Here is a 15,329-nt window from a genome sequence, read left to right on the forward strand (position 1 = left end):
ACGGACACGACATGACCAGCACGAGCCGACGCGGCCGGCGCGGGGACGAGGCCGGCCCCGCGCGGCCGGCCCGCACGGCGCGGCGGCGCGGTGGGCGCCCGGGCCCCGCAGGCGGGAAAGGGCGGTCCACGCGGCCCGCGGACACCGGTGTCGTGTCGCGCGCCCGCGCGCTGCGGCGTCGCTGGATCGCGGTGCTGAGCGTGCTGACCGTTCTCGGCCTGGCCTACGTACTGCTGTTCACGTCGCTGCTCGGGGTGCGTTCGGTCGAGGTCACCGGCAACCGTGACGTCGGGGCCGACCGGGTCCGCGAGGTGGCCGAGGTGCCCGAACGGCGCGCCATGCTCCGCGTCGACACCGACGCGATCGCCGAGCGGGTCGCCGACATCCCCGGCGTCGCGACGGTCGACGTCTCGCGGTCGTGGCCGTCGACCATCGAGATCGCGGTCACCGAGCGCACGCCGGCGGGCGTGTACGACACCGGTCCGAAGCTGTACCTCGTCGACGCCGGCGGTGTGGTGTACAAGGAGATTTCCAAGCGCCCCCAAGGACTTCCGGAGTTTCGATTGTCCGAAGTGGGCGCGCGTAATCCCGAGACGCGCGCGGTGGTGTCGGTACGGAAGGCGCTGCCGCGGCAACTGCGGGACAAGGTCACCGAGTGGCGCGCCGACTCGCCGGGCAGTGTCGAGTTCACGCTCCGGAGCGGAAAGACGGTGCGGTGGGGCGACGCGTCCGGCAGTGACCGCAAGGCGAAGGTGCTGGGCGCGCTGATGACGCGCAAGGGCAAGGTCTACGACGTGTCGAGTCCGGAACTGCCGACCGTGTCCTGACCGCCGGCCGGGGAGGCGGCCGCGCGGTCCCGGACCCGGCCGGAGCCGGTTTTCCGTTGTGCGGCAACGGGCGCGCCGCTTGGGAGACCCGGAGACGACGCACCTGCGGCCCGCGGTGGCGGAGATAACCGCCGACGTGGTGCAAACATCCGGCGACACGCGGCGTGGCGCCTGGATTCGGGCGCGCGCGATGCCTACCGTCCTACCGCAACGTTGGTAGTTGACATAAGTCTGACCCTCAACTTGAGGTTGAGGGTTGCCGGGAGTTCGAGGTCGACATCCAGCGCGAGCCAGGGACAAGCACCACGATCAGGAAGGCGAACCCGATGACGCCCCCGCACAATTACCTCGCGGTGATCAAGGTCGTCGGTATCGGCGGCGGCGGCGTGAACGCCGTGAACCGCATGATCGAGGTCGGCCTCAAAGGTGTCGAGTTCATCGCGGTGAACACCGACGCCCAGGCACTGCTGATGTCCGACGCGGACGTCAAGCTCGACATCGGCAGGGAACTGACCCGCGGGCTGGGTGCGGGTGCCGCACCCGACGTCGGCCAGCAGGCTGCCGAGGACCACCGCGAAGAGATCGAGGAGGTCCTCAAGGGCGCCGACATGGTGTTCGTGACCGCGGGCGAGGGCGGTGGCACCGGCACCGGTGGCGCCCCGGTCGTGGCGCAGATCGCCCGTAAGCTCGGTGCGCTGACCATCGGTGTCGTCACGCGGCCCTTCTCGTTCGAGGGCAAGCGGCGTGGCAAGCAGGCCGAGGACGGGATACAGGAGCTGCGCAACGAGTGCGACACGCTCATCGTCATCCCGAACGACCGCCTGCTCCAGCTCGGCGACATCGGCGTCTCGCTGATGGACGCCTTCCGGTCGGCCGACGAGGTGCTGCTGTCCGGTGTGCAGGGCATCACCGACCTGATCACCACACCCGGTCTGATCAACCTCGACTTCGCCGACGTCAAGAGCGTCATGTCAGGGGCGGGCAGCGCACTCATGGGCATCGGCTCGGCGCGTGGCGAGGGTCGCGCCGTGCAGGCCGCGGAGAAGGCCATCAACTCTCCGCTGCTCGAGGCGTCCATGGACGGTGCTCACGGCGCGTTGCTGTCGATCGCCGGTGGATCCGACCTGGGTCTGTTCGAGATCAACGAGGCCGCATCGCTGGTGCAGGAGTCCGCGCACCCCGAGGCGAACATCATCTTCGGGACGATCATCGACGACTCGCTCGGTGACGAGGTCCGGGTGACGGTGATCGCCGCCGGCTTCGACGCGGGCACGCCGACGCACAAGAAGCTGGACCCCGGAACGCTGACGGCGAACGGGTCGACCGCGACCGCGGAGGAGGGCGAGATCGGCGGCGCGCCCGCGGAACCCGGTGCTCCTGCGGCTCCGTCCGCTCCGGCGCAGCCCGCGGGGGGCAATCCTGCCGAACAGTCGGCTCCCGCGTCGCCCGGGGCGACCCCCGCCAACGGTGCGGCGTCCGCGCACGCCCACGGTGGGGGCGCGGCCCCGGGTGGTGCCCAGCCGGTGGCGGGCACGCAGGACCGGCCCGCGCCGCAGGGTCCGGCCCCACAGGCGGGGCTCCCGCAGACGTCGCCGCACCAGGCCGCGTCTCAGCAGGCCGGAGCTCAGCAGGCGGGGACTCAGCAGACCGGGGCTCAGCAGGCGGGGACTCAGCAGGCGGGGACTCAGCAGGGTGCTGCCCCGCAGTCGGGCGCCGCGGTCGCCGGCCAGGGACAGCCCGCAGCACCGCGCCCGCAGACGGGACTTCCCGGTGGCACGCAGCCGGTGGCGGAGGACCCGGCCGACGACGAGGTCGACGTGCCGCCGTTCATGCGTCGCTGAAGGCGCGCGTTCGGAGCACCCGGACACACGCCCAGTACCGGTCGCGTTCGAGGGTCACCGTTCCCGCCGCAGGGGACGGTGACCCTCGGTGTGTGTCCTGGGTCCGTAAGCTCCGATGCCGACGGCCCCCACGGGGCTTCGATGAAGGCGGCGAGTGAAAGGACGATTCGGTGCGCATCAGGCGCGTGATCACGACGAGGGCGGGCGGGTACTCGAAGCCCCCGTACGACTCGTTCAACCTCGGCCTGCACGTGGGGGACGACCCCGACGCGGTGCGCGCCAACCGGGCGAGGCTGGCCTCCGAACTGGGACTGGCCGAGGATCGTCTCACCTGGATGGAACAGGTCCACGGCCGCACGGCGACGATCGTCGACGGCACGGAGACCGAACCCGCCGAGGCCACGGACGCCCTCGTGACGGCGACGCCCGGCGTGGTGCCGGTGGTGCTGGTCGCGGACTGCGTGCCGGTACTGCTGGGCGATGCCGAGGCGGGCGTCGTCGCCGCGGTGCACGCGGGCAGGGTCGGCGCGCGCGTGGGTGTCGTGCCCGCCGCGCTCGAGGCGATGCGCTCGGTGGGGGCCGAGCCGGGACGGATCGAAGCGCTGTTGGGCCCTGCGGTGTGCGGTTCCTGCTACGAGGTGCCCGCCGACATGGCCGACGACGTCGAGGCGCACCTGCCCGGCAGCCGGTGCCGGAGTCGGAAGGGCACCGCCGCGCTCGACCTCCATGCGGGCCTCTGGCGGCAGCTCGCCGACGCGGGTGTGGGCAGGATCGGCGTCGATCCACGGTGCACCGTCGAGGACCACACGCTGTTCAGTCATCGCAGGGACAATCCTTCCGGCCGGATCGCCGCACTGACGTGGATCGAGGAGTGACCGTGGCCGCCGAGAGTCAGGGCGAGCCGGGGCGCCGCGCGGAGCTGGCGGCGTCGCTGGAACAGGTGCGAGGCCGGATCGACGCGGCGTGCACCGCTGCCGGGCGCGCCCCCGGCGAAGTGCGGTTGCTCGCCGTGACGAAGACGTTCCCGGCCTCCGACGCCGCGTTGCTGAGCGACCTCGGGCTCACGGACCTGGCCGAGAACCGGGATCAGGAGGCCGCGCCGAAGGCGGCCGAGGTCGCCGAACTGCGGCCGGAGGCGGCCGTGCGTTGGCACATGGTCGGACGGCTGCAGCGAAACAAGGCGAAATCGGTCGCAGGCTGGGCGAGCGAGGTCCAGTCCGTCGATTCGGAACGTCTCGCCGAGGCGCTCGCCAAAGCCGTCCGAGGCGCGCAGGACGCGGGCACGCGGTCCGAACCGCTGGACGTGCTGCTGCAGGCGAGTCTCGACACCGCCGAGGACGCGCAGCGGCGCGGCGGCTGCCCGCTGGAGGAGCTGCCGCAGCTCGCCGACGCCATCGCTCGTTCGGGTGAGGCGCTTCGGTTGCGGGGAGTCATGGCCGTCGCTCCGCTGGACGCCGATCCGGAGCCGGCGTTCGCCCGGCTCGCCGAGGCCCACGCGAGGGTGAGGAGTGATCATCCCGACGCCGTGGAACTTTCGGCAGGGATGAGCGGGGATTTGGAGGCCGCGGTGGCGCACGGCTCGACTTGTGTGCGTGTCGGAACCGCGTTGCTCGGTGGCCGCGGTCTAGCCTCGCCCTAGAGACGTTCACCCACAGTGGCGTTTTGCGGTGACTCAGCGTCAGGGGTGGGGACGCGACCGTGCGGGCGAGGGAGAGGCATGAGCACGCTGCACAAGCTGAAGGCCTACTTCGGGATGGTCCCTGCCGAGGACGAGTACGACTACGACGACTACCGGCGCGGCTATGCCGACGACCCGGACGCGTACGACTCCTACGAGGCCTACGACTCCTATGACGCGTACGACCGCGGCAGGGTCGACTACCGGGAGGCGGACTACGACGAGCCGCCGCGCCGGGGTCGTTCGCGGTATCACGTCATGGAGGAGTTCGAGGAGCCCGAGCCGGCACGTACGCGGCGGTCGGCGCCGGAGCCGTCGCCGGTGCACGGCTCGCTCGCCGTCGAGCGGCAGCCGGAGCCGGTCACGCGCCTGCGCCCGGCACCGGAGCCACCTGCGCGGACCTCCGCGGCCAATCGCGATCCGCTGAGCCGGATCCGCACGCTGCACCCCACGAGCTACACCGAGGCCCGCGAGATCGGCGAGGCCTACCGGGACGGCACACCGGTGATCATCAACTTGACCGAAATGGACAACGCGGACGCCAAACGTGTCGTCGACTTCGCCGCGGGACTCGCATTCGCGCTCCGCGGCTCGATGGACCGCGTCACGAACAAGGTGTTCTTGCTCTCTCCACCGGACGCCGACGTCTCGGCGGAGGACCGCAGGCGCATCGCCGAGGGCGGACTGTTCCTGCGCCGCTGATTCCGCTCCGCCGACCCCGCCTCGATCCCACGGCCGACGACTCCGGTCGCCGGCCTGCCCCGTCACCGACGACTTCTGTCACCGACGACTTCTGTCACCGGCGGTCCCTGCCGTCGGCGACTCTGTCGTCGGCGACTTCTCGCGGTCGTCGGTGGCGCCCGTCGTCGCTCCCCGTCCCCGGTGATCCCCGCCGCCGGTCACCCGGCCACCGCCGGGCGCCAGGGCAGGGCCGTCGGGCGCGCCGCCGGGCCGGTGGCCCACAACCTCGCCGGTTGTGGCTACAGTGGCGGCGTGGATGCGGTCCGGATGGTCTTTTATTGGCTGCTCTTTGTCTTCTGGCTCCTGCTCACGGCGCGGATCGTCGTCGAGCTTGTACGGGCTTTCGCGCGCGAATGGCGACCTGCGGGAGGGGTTGCGGTCGCGGTCGAGAGCATCTACACAGTGACAGACCCACCGGTCAAGCTCGTGCGACGTGTTATTCCCATCGTACGGATCGGCGGCGTGGGCCTGGACCTATCGATTATGGTGCTGCTGTTGGTTGTGTTCATACTGATGCAACTGGCGCTACCCGGGTGACGGGGAACCCGGATCGTCCGACAGCCCATGGAGTGCGTGAGGTGATCTGATGTCGTTGACCCCTGCTGACGTGCATAACGTCGCGTTCAGCAAGCCGCCTATCGGCAAGCGGGGCTACAACGAGGACGAGGTGGATGCGTTCCTCGACCTGGTGGAGACGGAACTTGCCCGGTTGATCGAGGACAACAACGAGCTGCGCCAGCAGGTGGAGCAGCTCGACGCCGAGCTGGAGTCGACCCGCGGTGAGCTGGAGTCGGCGAAGGCGGGCGGCGGTGCCGCGCCTGCGGCCCAGCAGCCCGCTCCGCAGCGCGGATCCACCGACGAGGCCCCGTCGCGGCGACTCGCCCCGGTGCCACCCCCGTCGTCGACCGAGCAGACGCAGGCCACGGCCGCTGGACTGCTCGGCGGTGAGAACGGCGAGCCGAACGTGCAGGCCGCCAAGGTCCTGGGCCTGGCCCAGGAGATGGCCGACCGGCTGACCGCCGAGGCCAAGACCGAGTCCGACGGCATGCTCGCCGAGGCCAGGACGAAATCCGAGCAGTTGCTGTCCGACGCCCGCTCGAAGGCGGACTCGATGGTCAACGAGGCGCGTACGCGCGCCGAGAGCATGCTCAACGACGCACGGACCCGGGCGGAGACGCTCGAGCGTCAGGCGCGCGACAAGGCGACCACTCTGGATCGCGAGGCGCAGCGCAAGTACACCGAGACGATGAACAACCTGAACACCGAGAAGGGCGAGCTCAACAAGAAGATCGAGGAGCTGCGCACCATAGAGCGCGAGTACCGCACGCGGCTCCGCGGCTTCCTGGAGTCGCAGCTGCGTGAGCTCGACGATCGCGGGTCGGCCGCGCCGGCTTCGGCGTCGACGTCCTCGTCGTCCGAATCGTCGTCGTCCTCGACGAGCGGTTCCGGCTCGAACTCCTCGAGCGGCAGCCAGGGCTATTCGTTCGGCCCCCGAGCCGAAGCGGGCTGACGGCCTGCCGCCGTTGCCGACGCACACGGCGCCCACACCGGCGCCGCCGGGCTGATGTACACCGAGAGAGACGACTCCGACACCCTGAGGAAGGGGTCGGAGTCGTCTCTTTCTCGTTCGTGTTGTAATTCACTGTGCTCTACATCGTTCTGATTCTCGTGCTGGGTGCGCTCGGCCTCGTGGTCGCGGCGCTGATCACCGCTGACTCGCTGTGGGCCTGGGTGTCACTGGGTGTGTCCGTGCTCGCGGCGATTCTGCTCGTGATCGATTGGTGGCGCCGCCGTTCGGCCGGAGACGAGGCCGCGCGTGACACGTCGGCCGAGTCGGACGAGACGACGGACGAAACAACGGACAGGGCGACCGCGGGCAGAACGGCGGCGGACACGACCGACTCCGCCACGCCGGAGGTCGCCGACGTCGCGGACACCGGCGCTGAGGACGGTGGCGAGGACACCGGCGCCGAGGAGCCCGTCCACGACGGTCAGACAGAGCTGATCGCCGCCGAGGGCGACCTGGCCGACCCGGAGGACGAGCCGGCCATCGAGGACTCCTCGGACGACGACGCGCTGCTCATGGCGCGCCTGGAGGACGAGGTGCTGGTCGTCGACGAACGGCCGCGCTACCACCTCGCGCACTGCGCATGGCTCGGCGCGAGGGAGACGATCCCGCTTCCCGCGAGGGAGGCCAGGGAGCTCGGGTTCAGCCCGTGCAGCCGGTGCGCCCCGGACGGAACGTTGGCGCGGAGGCACCGCGACGGCGCGGGTGCGTGATAGCCCGGCTCGCGACCGGTTATCCTGAACACACACGGCGACGATCCGGCCATCACCGGGGAGCTTCCGGAAGAACGGACGCCGCGCGGCCACACGCCCGCGGCGGCCCAGTAGAACCGGACGGCAGCGGCCCGTCACAGCCGCCGAACGAGGGGTCCGCGCCGACCGGCGCGGGCAAGCGGGGTGGTACCGCGGAACGTGCGCTCACGCAGCGCGCGCGTCGTCCCCGTGTGGGCCGGAAGGCCCGTACGGCAACACGGACATTTTCCGCGAGGAGCACACCGGATGTACCCCAAGGCGTCCGTCGGCGCACAGCCCGCCGACGAGGTCCCGTCGCAGCCGTCCTTTCCCGCGCTGGAGAAGGACATCCTGGCCTACTGGGAGAGCGACCGCACCTTCCAGGCCAGCATCGAGGCGCGCGACGCGGGCACCGGCGGTGACAACGACTACGTCTTCTACGACGGTCCGCCGTTCGCCAACGGGCTGCCGCACTACGGCCATCTGCTGACCGGGTACGTCAAGGACATCGTTCCCCGTTACCAGACGATGCGGGGCAAGCGGGTCGAGCGGCGGTTCGGCTGGGACACCCACGGCCTGCCCGCCGAGCTCGAGGCGGAGAAGCAGCTCGGCATCACCGACAAGTCGCAGATCGACGAGATGGGCATCGCCGAGTTCAACCGGGCGTGCCGCGAGTCGGTGCTGCGCTACACCGCCGAGTGGCAGGACTACGTCACGCGGCAGGCACGGTGGGTCGACTTCGACAACGACTACAAGACGCTCGACGTCACCTACATGGAATCGGTGATCTGGGCGTTCAAGCGGCTGTGGGACAAGGGCCTGATCTACGAGGGCTACCGGGTGCTGCCGTACTGCTGGCGGGACGAGACGCCGCTGTCCAATCACGAGTTGCGCATGGACGACGACGTCTACCAGTCGCGGCAGGACCCCGCCGTCACCGTCGGCTACCGGGTCGAGGGCAACGACAGCGAGCTGGACGGCGCGCACCTGCTCATCTGGACCACGACGCCGTGGACCGTGCCCTCCAACCTGGCCACGGCCGTGCACCCCGACGTGGACTACGTGCAGGTCACCGACGCCGAGGGCAGGCGGTTCGTGCTGGCCGAGGCCCGGGTCGGCGCCTACGCGAAGGAACTCGGCGAGGAGCCGTCCGTCGTGGCCCGGTACAAGGGCTCCGACCTGCTCGGCACCCGCTACGCGCCGCCGTTCCCGTACTTCACCGGCCGGGAGAACGCGCACCGCGTGCTGTCGGCCGACTACGTGACCACCGACGACGGCACGGGCATCGTCCACATCGCCCCGGCCTACGGTGAGGAGGACAAGGTCGTCACCGACGCGGCGGGCATCACGCCGGTGACCCCTGTGGACGCCAAGGGCCGGTTCGACTCCCAGGTGCCGGACTACGAGGGCCAGCAGGTGTTCGAGGCCAACCCGAACATCATCCGCGACCTGAAGAACGGCACCGGCTCGGCGGCGCAGCAGGGCGCGATCCTGCTGCGGCACGAGACGTACGAGCACAGCTACCCGCACTGCTGGCGCTGCCGGAACCCGCTCATCTACCGGGCGGTGTCGTCCTGGTTCGTCGCCGTGACCGAGTTCAAGGACCGGATGGTCGAGCTGAACCAGCAGATCACCTGGTACCCGGACCACATCAAGGACGGCCAGTTCGGCAAGTGGCTCGAGAACGCGCGTGACTGGTCGATCTCGCGCAACCGCTACTGGGGGACGCCGATCCCGGTGTGGGTCTCCGACGACCCGAACCATCCGCGGGTGGACGTCTACGGTTCGCTCGACGAACTCGAACGCGACTTCGGGGTGCGGCCGACCGACCTGCACCGGCCGTACATCGACGAGTTGACCCGGCCGAATCCGGACGACCCGACGGGCGCGTCGACGATGCGGCGCGTGCCGGACGTGCTGGACGTGTGGTTCGACTCCGGGTCGATGCCGTACGCCCAGGTGCATTACCCGTTCGAGAACACCGAGTGGTTCGAGCAGCACTACCCGGGCGATTTCATCGTCGAGTACATCGGCCAGACCCGCGGCTGGTTCTACACGCTGCACGTGCTGGCCACGGCGCTGTTCGACCGGCCGTCGTTCCGGACCTGCGTCTCGCACGGCATCGTTCTCGGCTCCGACGGGCAGAAGATGTCGAAGTCGCTGCGGAACTACCCGGACGTCAACGAGGTGTTCGACCGGGACGGTTCCGACGCGATGCGCTGGTACCTGATGGCGAGCCCGATCCTGCGGGGCGGCAACCTGGTCGTCACGGAGAAGGGGATCCGCGACGCGGTGCGCCAGGCGGTGCTGCCGCTGTGGAACTCGTACTACTTCCTCGCGCTGTACGCGAACGCCGAGGGCGTCGGGGGAACATCGGTCACCGACGCCGAAGCGATGGCGCAGGCCGGCACCCAGCCCTCGCGGCACGTGCTCGACCGCTACATCCTCGCCAAGACGCGTGAGCTGGTCGCCGATGTTCAGTCCGCATTGGACGGGTACGACATCGCGGGCGGGTGTGCGACGCTGCGCGACTACCTCGAGGTGCTGACCAACTGGTACGTGCGGCGCTCCCGCGACCGGTTCTGGGCGGGCGAGAAGGCCGCGGTGGACACGCTGCACACGGTCCTGGAGACGGTGTGCCGGGTGGCCGCACCGCTGTTGCCGATGACGACGGAGGCCGTGTGGCGGGGGCTGACCGGTGGCCGGTCGGTGCACCTGACCGACTGGCCGGACACCGCGGCTCTGCCGGCGGACCCGGACCTGGTCACGGCGATGGACCGGGTGCGGCAGGTGTGTTCGTCGGCGCTGTCGCTGCGCAAGGCGCACAAGCTGCGGGTGCGGCTGCCGCTGGCGTCGCTGCTCGTGGCCGCCGACGACGCCGAGGTGCTGCGGCCCTTCGCCGACATCGTCGCCGACGAGGTGAACGTCAAGTCGGTCGAGCTGACCACCGACGTCTCGGCACACGGCTCGTTCGAGATCGCCGTCAACGCGCGTGCCGCCGGACCGCGACTGGGCAAGGACGTGCAGACCGTGATCAAGGCCGTGAAGGCGGGTGACTGGTCCACCACGGCCGAGGGCGCGGTCGTCGCCGCCGGGATCGAACTGGTCGAGGGCGAGTACGAGCGCAAGCTGGTCGCGTCCGACGAGGGCGTCGCGGGGGAGCTTCCCGGCGGTTCCGGACTGGTGCTGCTCGACACCGACGTGACGCCGGAGCTGGCCGCCGAGGGCGTGGCGCGTGACCTGGTCCGCGTGGTCCAGCAGGCCCGGCGCGACGCGGGGCTCGACGTGGCCGACCGCATCGCGTTGACGATCGACGCGCCGGACGTGGTCGCCGAGGCGGTCCGGGTGCACCAGGAGTTCGTGGCCGCGGAGACGCTGGCCACCGAGGTGTCCTACGCCGCGGTGAGCGACGGATTCGCCGGGGCGGTCGGCGACGGGGACAAGGTGACGGTGGCGGTCCGCAGGCACGCGGGCTGACCGCCCGGTCCGGCAGGTCGACGAGCCCGGATGAGCCCGATGAGGATCTCTTCATCTTCGGCTCATCCGGGCTTCGTCGTGTCGGGGGAGAGTGGGGACCATGAAACCGACACCGAGGGCGTTGGCGCTGGTCGCCGTGCTGGCCCTGCCGGTCGCCGCGGTGATCGCGACGTTGCTGCTCCGTGGCTCCGACGCGCCGGTGAACGAGACCCCGGTCGTCCGAATCGGCGGGGCCGACGGTTCCCGCAGTGAGCTGCCGTCGCTGCCGGACGACCCGTCGTCGCAGGCACCCACGACGGACGGGCCGGAGCGGCCGCCGAGTCCGCAGCCCACTCAGAAGCCCACGCAGACGCCCGAGCCCCGCCCGGAGCCGCAGCCGACCCGTGACGTCGTGCCGCCACCGCCGCCGGTCGACGATGATGACGACGATGATGACGACGACCGGGACGACGATGACGACGACGACTGACCGCCGCGGCCCCTGCGGACCGGCCGGTGCGGTGGCCGATGCCTGACGTGTTCGCCACCCAGGACGACGCCGCTGCCGGCACGGGCGACGACGGGTCCGCACCGGATGGTGCGGGCAGGCCGGTACCCGGTCGCAGACGCGGCACCCGCATCCCGGCGCGGCTGCAGATCACGGGCTGGCTCGCGGCCGTCATGGCTGCGGGACTGGCCACGGTCGTCCTGCTCGTCGCCGAACTCGAGTACCGCGCCATCGACGAGCGGGTGAACGCGGCCCTCGCCCAGGATGCCGAGGAGTTCCGGCGGTTCGCCGAGGCGGGGCTGGATCCGGCGACCGGCAGGGCGGTGACCGACCCGGGAGACCTGTTCTACCGTCACCTGAGCAGTCAGTACCCGGACAACGCCGAGATCATGCTCGGCATCCGGGAGACAGCGAACGGGCTCGACTCGATCCGGCAGGCCTACGAGACGTTCCGGGACGTGCGGCTCTCCGACGAGCTGTTGCGTGACATCGTCTCGCGCGACGACGTCACGGGAACCGTCGAGACCCCGGCGGGCGAGTTGCGCTGGTTGCGTGTCGAGGTGTTGCCGCGCCAGGGCGGTGACGAGGCCGAGGCGTGGTTCGTCAGCGGATACTTCGTCGACGAGGTCAGGGCGGAGGCGGGCGCGACCGTCCGCACCCTGATCGGTGTCAGCGCGGTGGCCCTCGTACTGGCCGCGGGGCTGTCGTGGCTGGTCGCGGGCCAGATCCTCGCGCCGGTGAACACGGTGCGGAAGGCGGCGGGCAGGCTCACCGAGGCCGATCTGACGCGGCGGATCCGCGTCGAGGGCCGCGACGACGTCGCCGCACTGGCCGAACAGTTCAACGCGATGCTGGACAGGTTGGAGCGGGCGTTCGACACCCGTAGGCAGTTCCTCGACGACGCCGGTCACGAGCTGCGCACACCGATCACGATCGTGCGCGGGAACCTGGAGCTCATGGGCGACGACCCGGAGGAACGCGCCGAGGTCGTGCGGCTGTGCACCGACGAACTCGACCGCATGGCACGGATCGTGGACGACCTGCTGCTGCTGGCGAAGGCCGAGCAGCCCGACTTCGTCCGTCCGGAGTGGACGTCGGTACCCGAGCTGACGAGTGACATCGACGCCAAGGTGCGCGCCATCGCACCGCGTGCCTGGACGCTCGAGGCGATCGGCGAGGGCGACGCCCGCGTCGACGCCCAGCGCGTCACCCAGGCGATGGTGCAGCTGGCGCAGAACGCGGTGCAGCACACGACCGACGGTGCGAGCATCCGCATCGGTTCGGCCGTCGGGGAGCACTCGGTGTCGTTCTGGGTCACCGACACCGGCCCCGGGTTGGCGCCCGGTGACGAGACGCGGATCTTCGACCGGTTCGTCCGGGGCGGGTCCGGGGCCCGCGACGGTACCGGAGCCGGCCTCGGCCTGGCGATCGTTACGGCGATCGTCGACGCGCACCACGGACAGGTGCGGGTGCTGTCGGCACCCGAGGAGGGTGCGACGTTCGGGTTCGAAATACCACTCGAGGGAGGAGACCGATGAGCCGCATCCTGATCGCCGAGGACGAGGCGAGGATCGCAGCGTTCATCGAGAAAGGACTGCGGTCCAACGGCTTCACCACGACGGTGGTCGACGACGGCGACACGGCACTCGCACAGGTGGTGGCGGGCGAGTTCGACCTCGTCGTCCTCGACCTGGGGCTGCCCAAACGCGACGGTTTCGCCGTGCTGCAGGCGATGCGCCGGGCCCACGTGCACGTCCCCGTGATCATCCTGACCGCACGCGACACCGTGCACGACACCGTCGCGGGGCTCGAAGGCGGAGCGGACGACTACATGACCAAGCCGTTCCGATTCGAGGAACTGCTCGCGCGGGTGCGGCTGCGGCTGCGCTCGTCGGACCGGGCGCCGGAGGTCACGGTGCTGCGCCACGGGGAGCTGTCGCTCGACCTGCGGACCCGCCGCGCCGAGACGCCCGACGGCGTCGTCGACCTCACGGCGCGCGAGTTCTCGCTGCTCGAACTGTTCCTGCGGCACCCGGGACAGGTGCTGTCGCGGGAACAGATGCTCTCGCACGTGTGGGGCTACGATTTCGACCCCGGATCCAACGTCGTCGACGTCTATGTGCGCACGCTGCGCCGTAAGATCGGGCAGGACCGCATCGTGACCGTGCGCGGCATGGGCTATCGCCTCGACTGAAGGCCGGCACCGGAACCGGCGTGGTCGGTGTCCGCCGGCGCGTTGCGGGTCGGTGCGCGCAGGGCTCGGCAGGACGTCTCGGGCCGTGGCCGGACAGGGTCCCGCAGGTAGTCGCCGGTGCGGTCCGCGTCACCTCGGTCGCGGCTGTGACGGCCGGTTGCGCCCCGGCCGGATACCGTAATGCCATGAGGCGGCCGCGGCCCGGAGACGACCCGACCGGCAGGGAGGGGAGACGGGGACGGCGTCGCGGGAGGCGAGAGCGAGGGACGTAGGGCATGGACGAGCTTCCGATCATTCTCGGATCGGGGGCCATCGTCCTGCTCGCGTCGGTGTTCGCCGTCCGGTTCTCGATCCGGCTCGGGCTCCCGTCGCTGCTGATCTACCTCGGGATCGGCGTTCTGATCGGCGAGTCGGGCCTGGGCGTCGAGTTCGACAATCCCGCCCTCACCCAGAGCCTCGGCCTGGCCGCGCTCGTGATGATCCTGGCCGAGGGCGGGCTCACCACCCGCTGGGAGGCGGTACGTCCCGCGCTGGGCCCGGGCATTGCACTGTCCACAGTGGCCATCGTGGTGACGATCCTGGTCGCGGGGTCGGCCCTGCACTGGTTGCTCGATCTCAACTGGCAGCTCGCCTTTCTGTGGGGTGCGGTCCTGGCCAGTACCGACGCCGCGGCCGTGTTCTCGATGCTGCGCGGATCGGGCATCAACCGGAGGCTGTCGGGCACGCTGGAACTCGAGTCCGGTCTCAACGACGCACCCGCTTACATCGCCGTGGTGTTGCTGGCGAGCGGGGCCGACGTGGAGTGGACACTGCCCCTGGTTGTGCTGTACCAGCTCGGTGCGGGCGCCGGCATCGGCCTGGCACTCGGCTGGCTCGGCGCGCAGGCGTTGCGGCGGATCGCGCTGCCCGCGACGGGCCTGTACCCGCTCGCGACGGTCGCCGTCTGCGTGGTGGCGTACTCGGCGGGCCAACTCGGCCAGGCGTCCGGACTCCTCGCCACCTACCTGGCGGGGCTCGTGCTCGGCAACGCCCGGCTTCCGCACCGCGGTGACACGCTGTCGTTCGCCGAGGGGCTCGGCTGGATGGCCCAGATCGGGCTGTTCGTGCTGCTCGGCCTGTTCGCCTCGCCCGAACGGCTCGTGGACGGCATCGTGCCCGGCCTGGTCGCCGGCGCGGTCGTGCTCGTCCTCGCCCGTCCCGTGTCGGTGCTCGTGTCCATGCTGCCGTTCCGGCTGCCGTGGCGTGAGCAGGTGTTCCTGTCGTGGGCCGGGCTGCGTGGTGCCGTGCCGATCGTGCTGGCCACGATCCCGCTCGCGGAGGGACTGCCCGGTGCGCAGGGCCTGCTCGACGCCGTGTTCGTGATCGTCATCGGCTTCACCCTGCTGCAGGGGGCGCTGCTCGGGCCGGTCGCGCGGCTGCTGGGGCTCGCGCGCACGGGCCAGCCCGAGGAACTCGACGTGGACGCCGCGCCGTTGGACGAGCTCGGCGCGGTGCTGCTGCAGGTCGCGATCGGGCCGGACTCCCGGCTGCACGGGGTGTACCTGCGCGAACTGCGGCTTCCCACCGGTGCGGGGGTGAGCCTGGTGGTGCGGGACGGGGCGAGTTTCACCCCCGGTGCGGGCACCCGGCTCACGTCCGGTGACCGGCTGCTCGTCGTCACCACCAGCGAGGCCCGCAGCCGCGCCGAGCGGCGGATCCGCGCGGTCGACAGGGCGGGCCCGCTGGCCGCGTGGAAAGGCGAGTCCGGCGACTGACCACCGGCGACGCCCGGGACGACCGGGGTGGA

13 protein-coding genes are annotated in these 15,329 nt (G+C 70.9%); all 13 read left to right on the forward strand.

The genetic code is table 11. From position 1 onward, the window contains the following. The first annotated feature begins 11 nt into the window (after positions 1-11). The 13 genes from FHS23_RS18320 (at position 12) to FHS23_RS18380 (ending at position 15,297) form a co-directional block, all read left to right on the forward strand. Complete coding sequence (locus tag FHS23_RS18320) at positions 12-827, forward strand: cell division protein FtsQ/DivIB (protein WP_183657289.1); 816 nt, start codon at positions 12-14, stop codon at positions 825-827. 326 nt (positions 828-1,153) lie between these two features. Next, positions 1,154-2,668 carry a cell division protein FtsZ gene (ftsZ, locus tag FHS23_RS18325; RefSeq protein WP_183657291.1) on the forward strand — a complete coding sequence of 505 codons (1,515 nt, stop codon included), beginning with the start codon at positions 1,154-1,156 and terminating at the stop codon, positions 2,666-2,668. A gap of 170 nt (positions 2,669-2,838) precedes the next feature. Continuing rightward, complete coding sequence (pgeF, locus tag FHS23_RS18330; RefSeq protein ID WP_183657294.1) at positions 2,839-3,543, forward strand: peptidoglycan editing factor PgeF; 705 nt, start codon at positions 2,839-2,841, stop codon at positions 3,541-3,543. Positions 3,544-3,545: 2 nt separating this feature from the next. Beyond that, positions 3,546-4,307, forward strand: a complete 762-nt coding sequence (locus FHS23_RS18335; protein ID WP_183657296.1) for a YggS family pyridoxal phosphate-dependent enzyme — start codon at positions 3,546-3,548, stop codon at positions 4,305-4,307. 78 nt (positions 4,308-4,385) lie between these two features. Further along, positions 4,386-5,048, forward strand: coding sequence for a cell division protein SepF (locus FHS23_RS18340; protein WP_183657299.1), 663 nt, complete (start codon positions 4,386-4,388; stop codon positions 5,046-5,048). Between the two features lie 306 nt (positions 5,049-5,354). Continuing rightward, entirely contained in the window at positions 5,355-5,624 is a 270-nt protein-coding gene (locus FHS23_RS18345; RefSeq protein WP_183657479.1) for a YggT family protein, read from the forward strand. Positions 5,625-5,673: 49 nt separating this feature from the next. After that, positions 5,674-6,597 (forward strand): DivIVA-like cell division protein Wag31, encoded by a 924-nt coding sequence (wag31, locus tag FHS23_RS18350; RefSeq protein WP_183657302.1) that lies wholly within the window; start codon positions 5,674-5,676, stop codon positions 6,595-6,597. A gap of 134 nt (positions 6,598-6,731) precedes the next feature. Continuing rightward, entirely contained in the window at positions 6,732-7,367 is a 636-nt protein-coding gene (locus FHS23_RS18355) for a hypothetical protein (RefSeq protein ID WP_183657305.1), read from the forward strand. 285 nt (positions 7,368-7,652) lie between these two features. Continuing rightward, the gene (ileS, locus tag FHS23_RS18360; protein ID WP_183657309.1) at positions 7,653-10,862 is read left to right on the forward strand and encodes an isoleucine--tRNA ligase; all 3,210 of its coding nucleotides are present in this window, start codon (positions 7,653-7,655) and stop codon (positions 10,860-10,862) included. Between the two features lie 100 nt (positions 10,863-10,962). Next, entirely contained in the window at positions 10,963-11,331 is a 369-nt protein-coding gene (locus FHS23_RS18365; RefSeq protein WP_183657313.1) for a hypothetical protein, read from the forward strand. A gap of 38 nt (positions 11,332-11,369) precedes the next feature. Further along, positions 11,370-12,887 carry a sensor histidine kinase gene (locus FHS23_RS18370; RefSeq protein WP_183657316.1) on the forward strand — a complete coding sequence of 506 codons (1,518 nt, stop codon included), beginning with the start codon at positions 11,370-11,372 and terminating at the stop codon, positions 12,885-12,887. After that, entirely contained in the window at positions 12,884-13,543 is a 660-nt protein-coding gene (locus tag FHS23_RS18375) for a response regulator transcription factor (RefSeq protein WP_183657319.1), read from the forward strand. Before FHS23_RS18370 ends, FHS23_RS18375 begins: the two co-directional genes overlap by 4 nt. A gap of 275 nt (positions 13,544-13,818) precedes the next feature. After that, positions 13,819-15,297, forward strand: a complete 1,479-nt coding sequence (locus FHS23_RS18380; protein WP_183657322.1) for a potassium/proton antiporter — start codon at positions 13,819-13,821, stop codon at positions 15,295-15,297. The last annotated feature ends 32 nt before the right edge of the window (positions 15,298-15,329 follow it).

The organism is Prauserella isguenensis (genome assembly GCF_014191605.1).
In the GTDB taxonomy this organism is placed as follows: Bacteria; Actinomycetota; Actinomycetes; order Mycobacteriales; family Pseudonocardiaceae; genus Prauserella; species Prauserella isguenensis.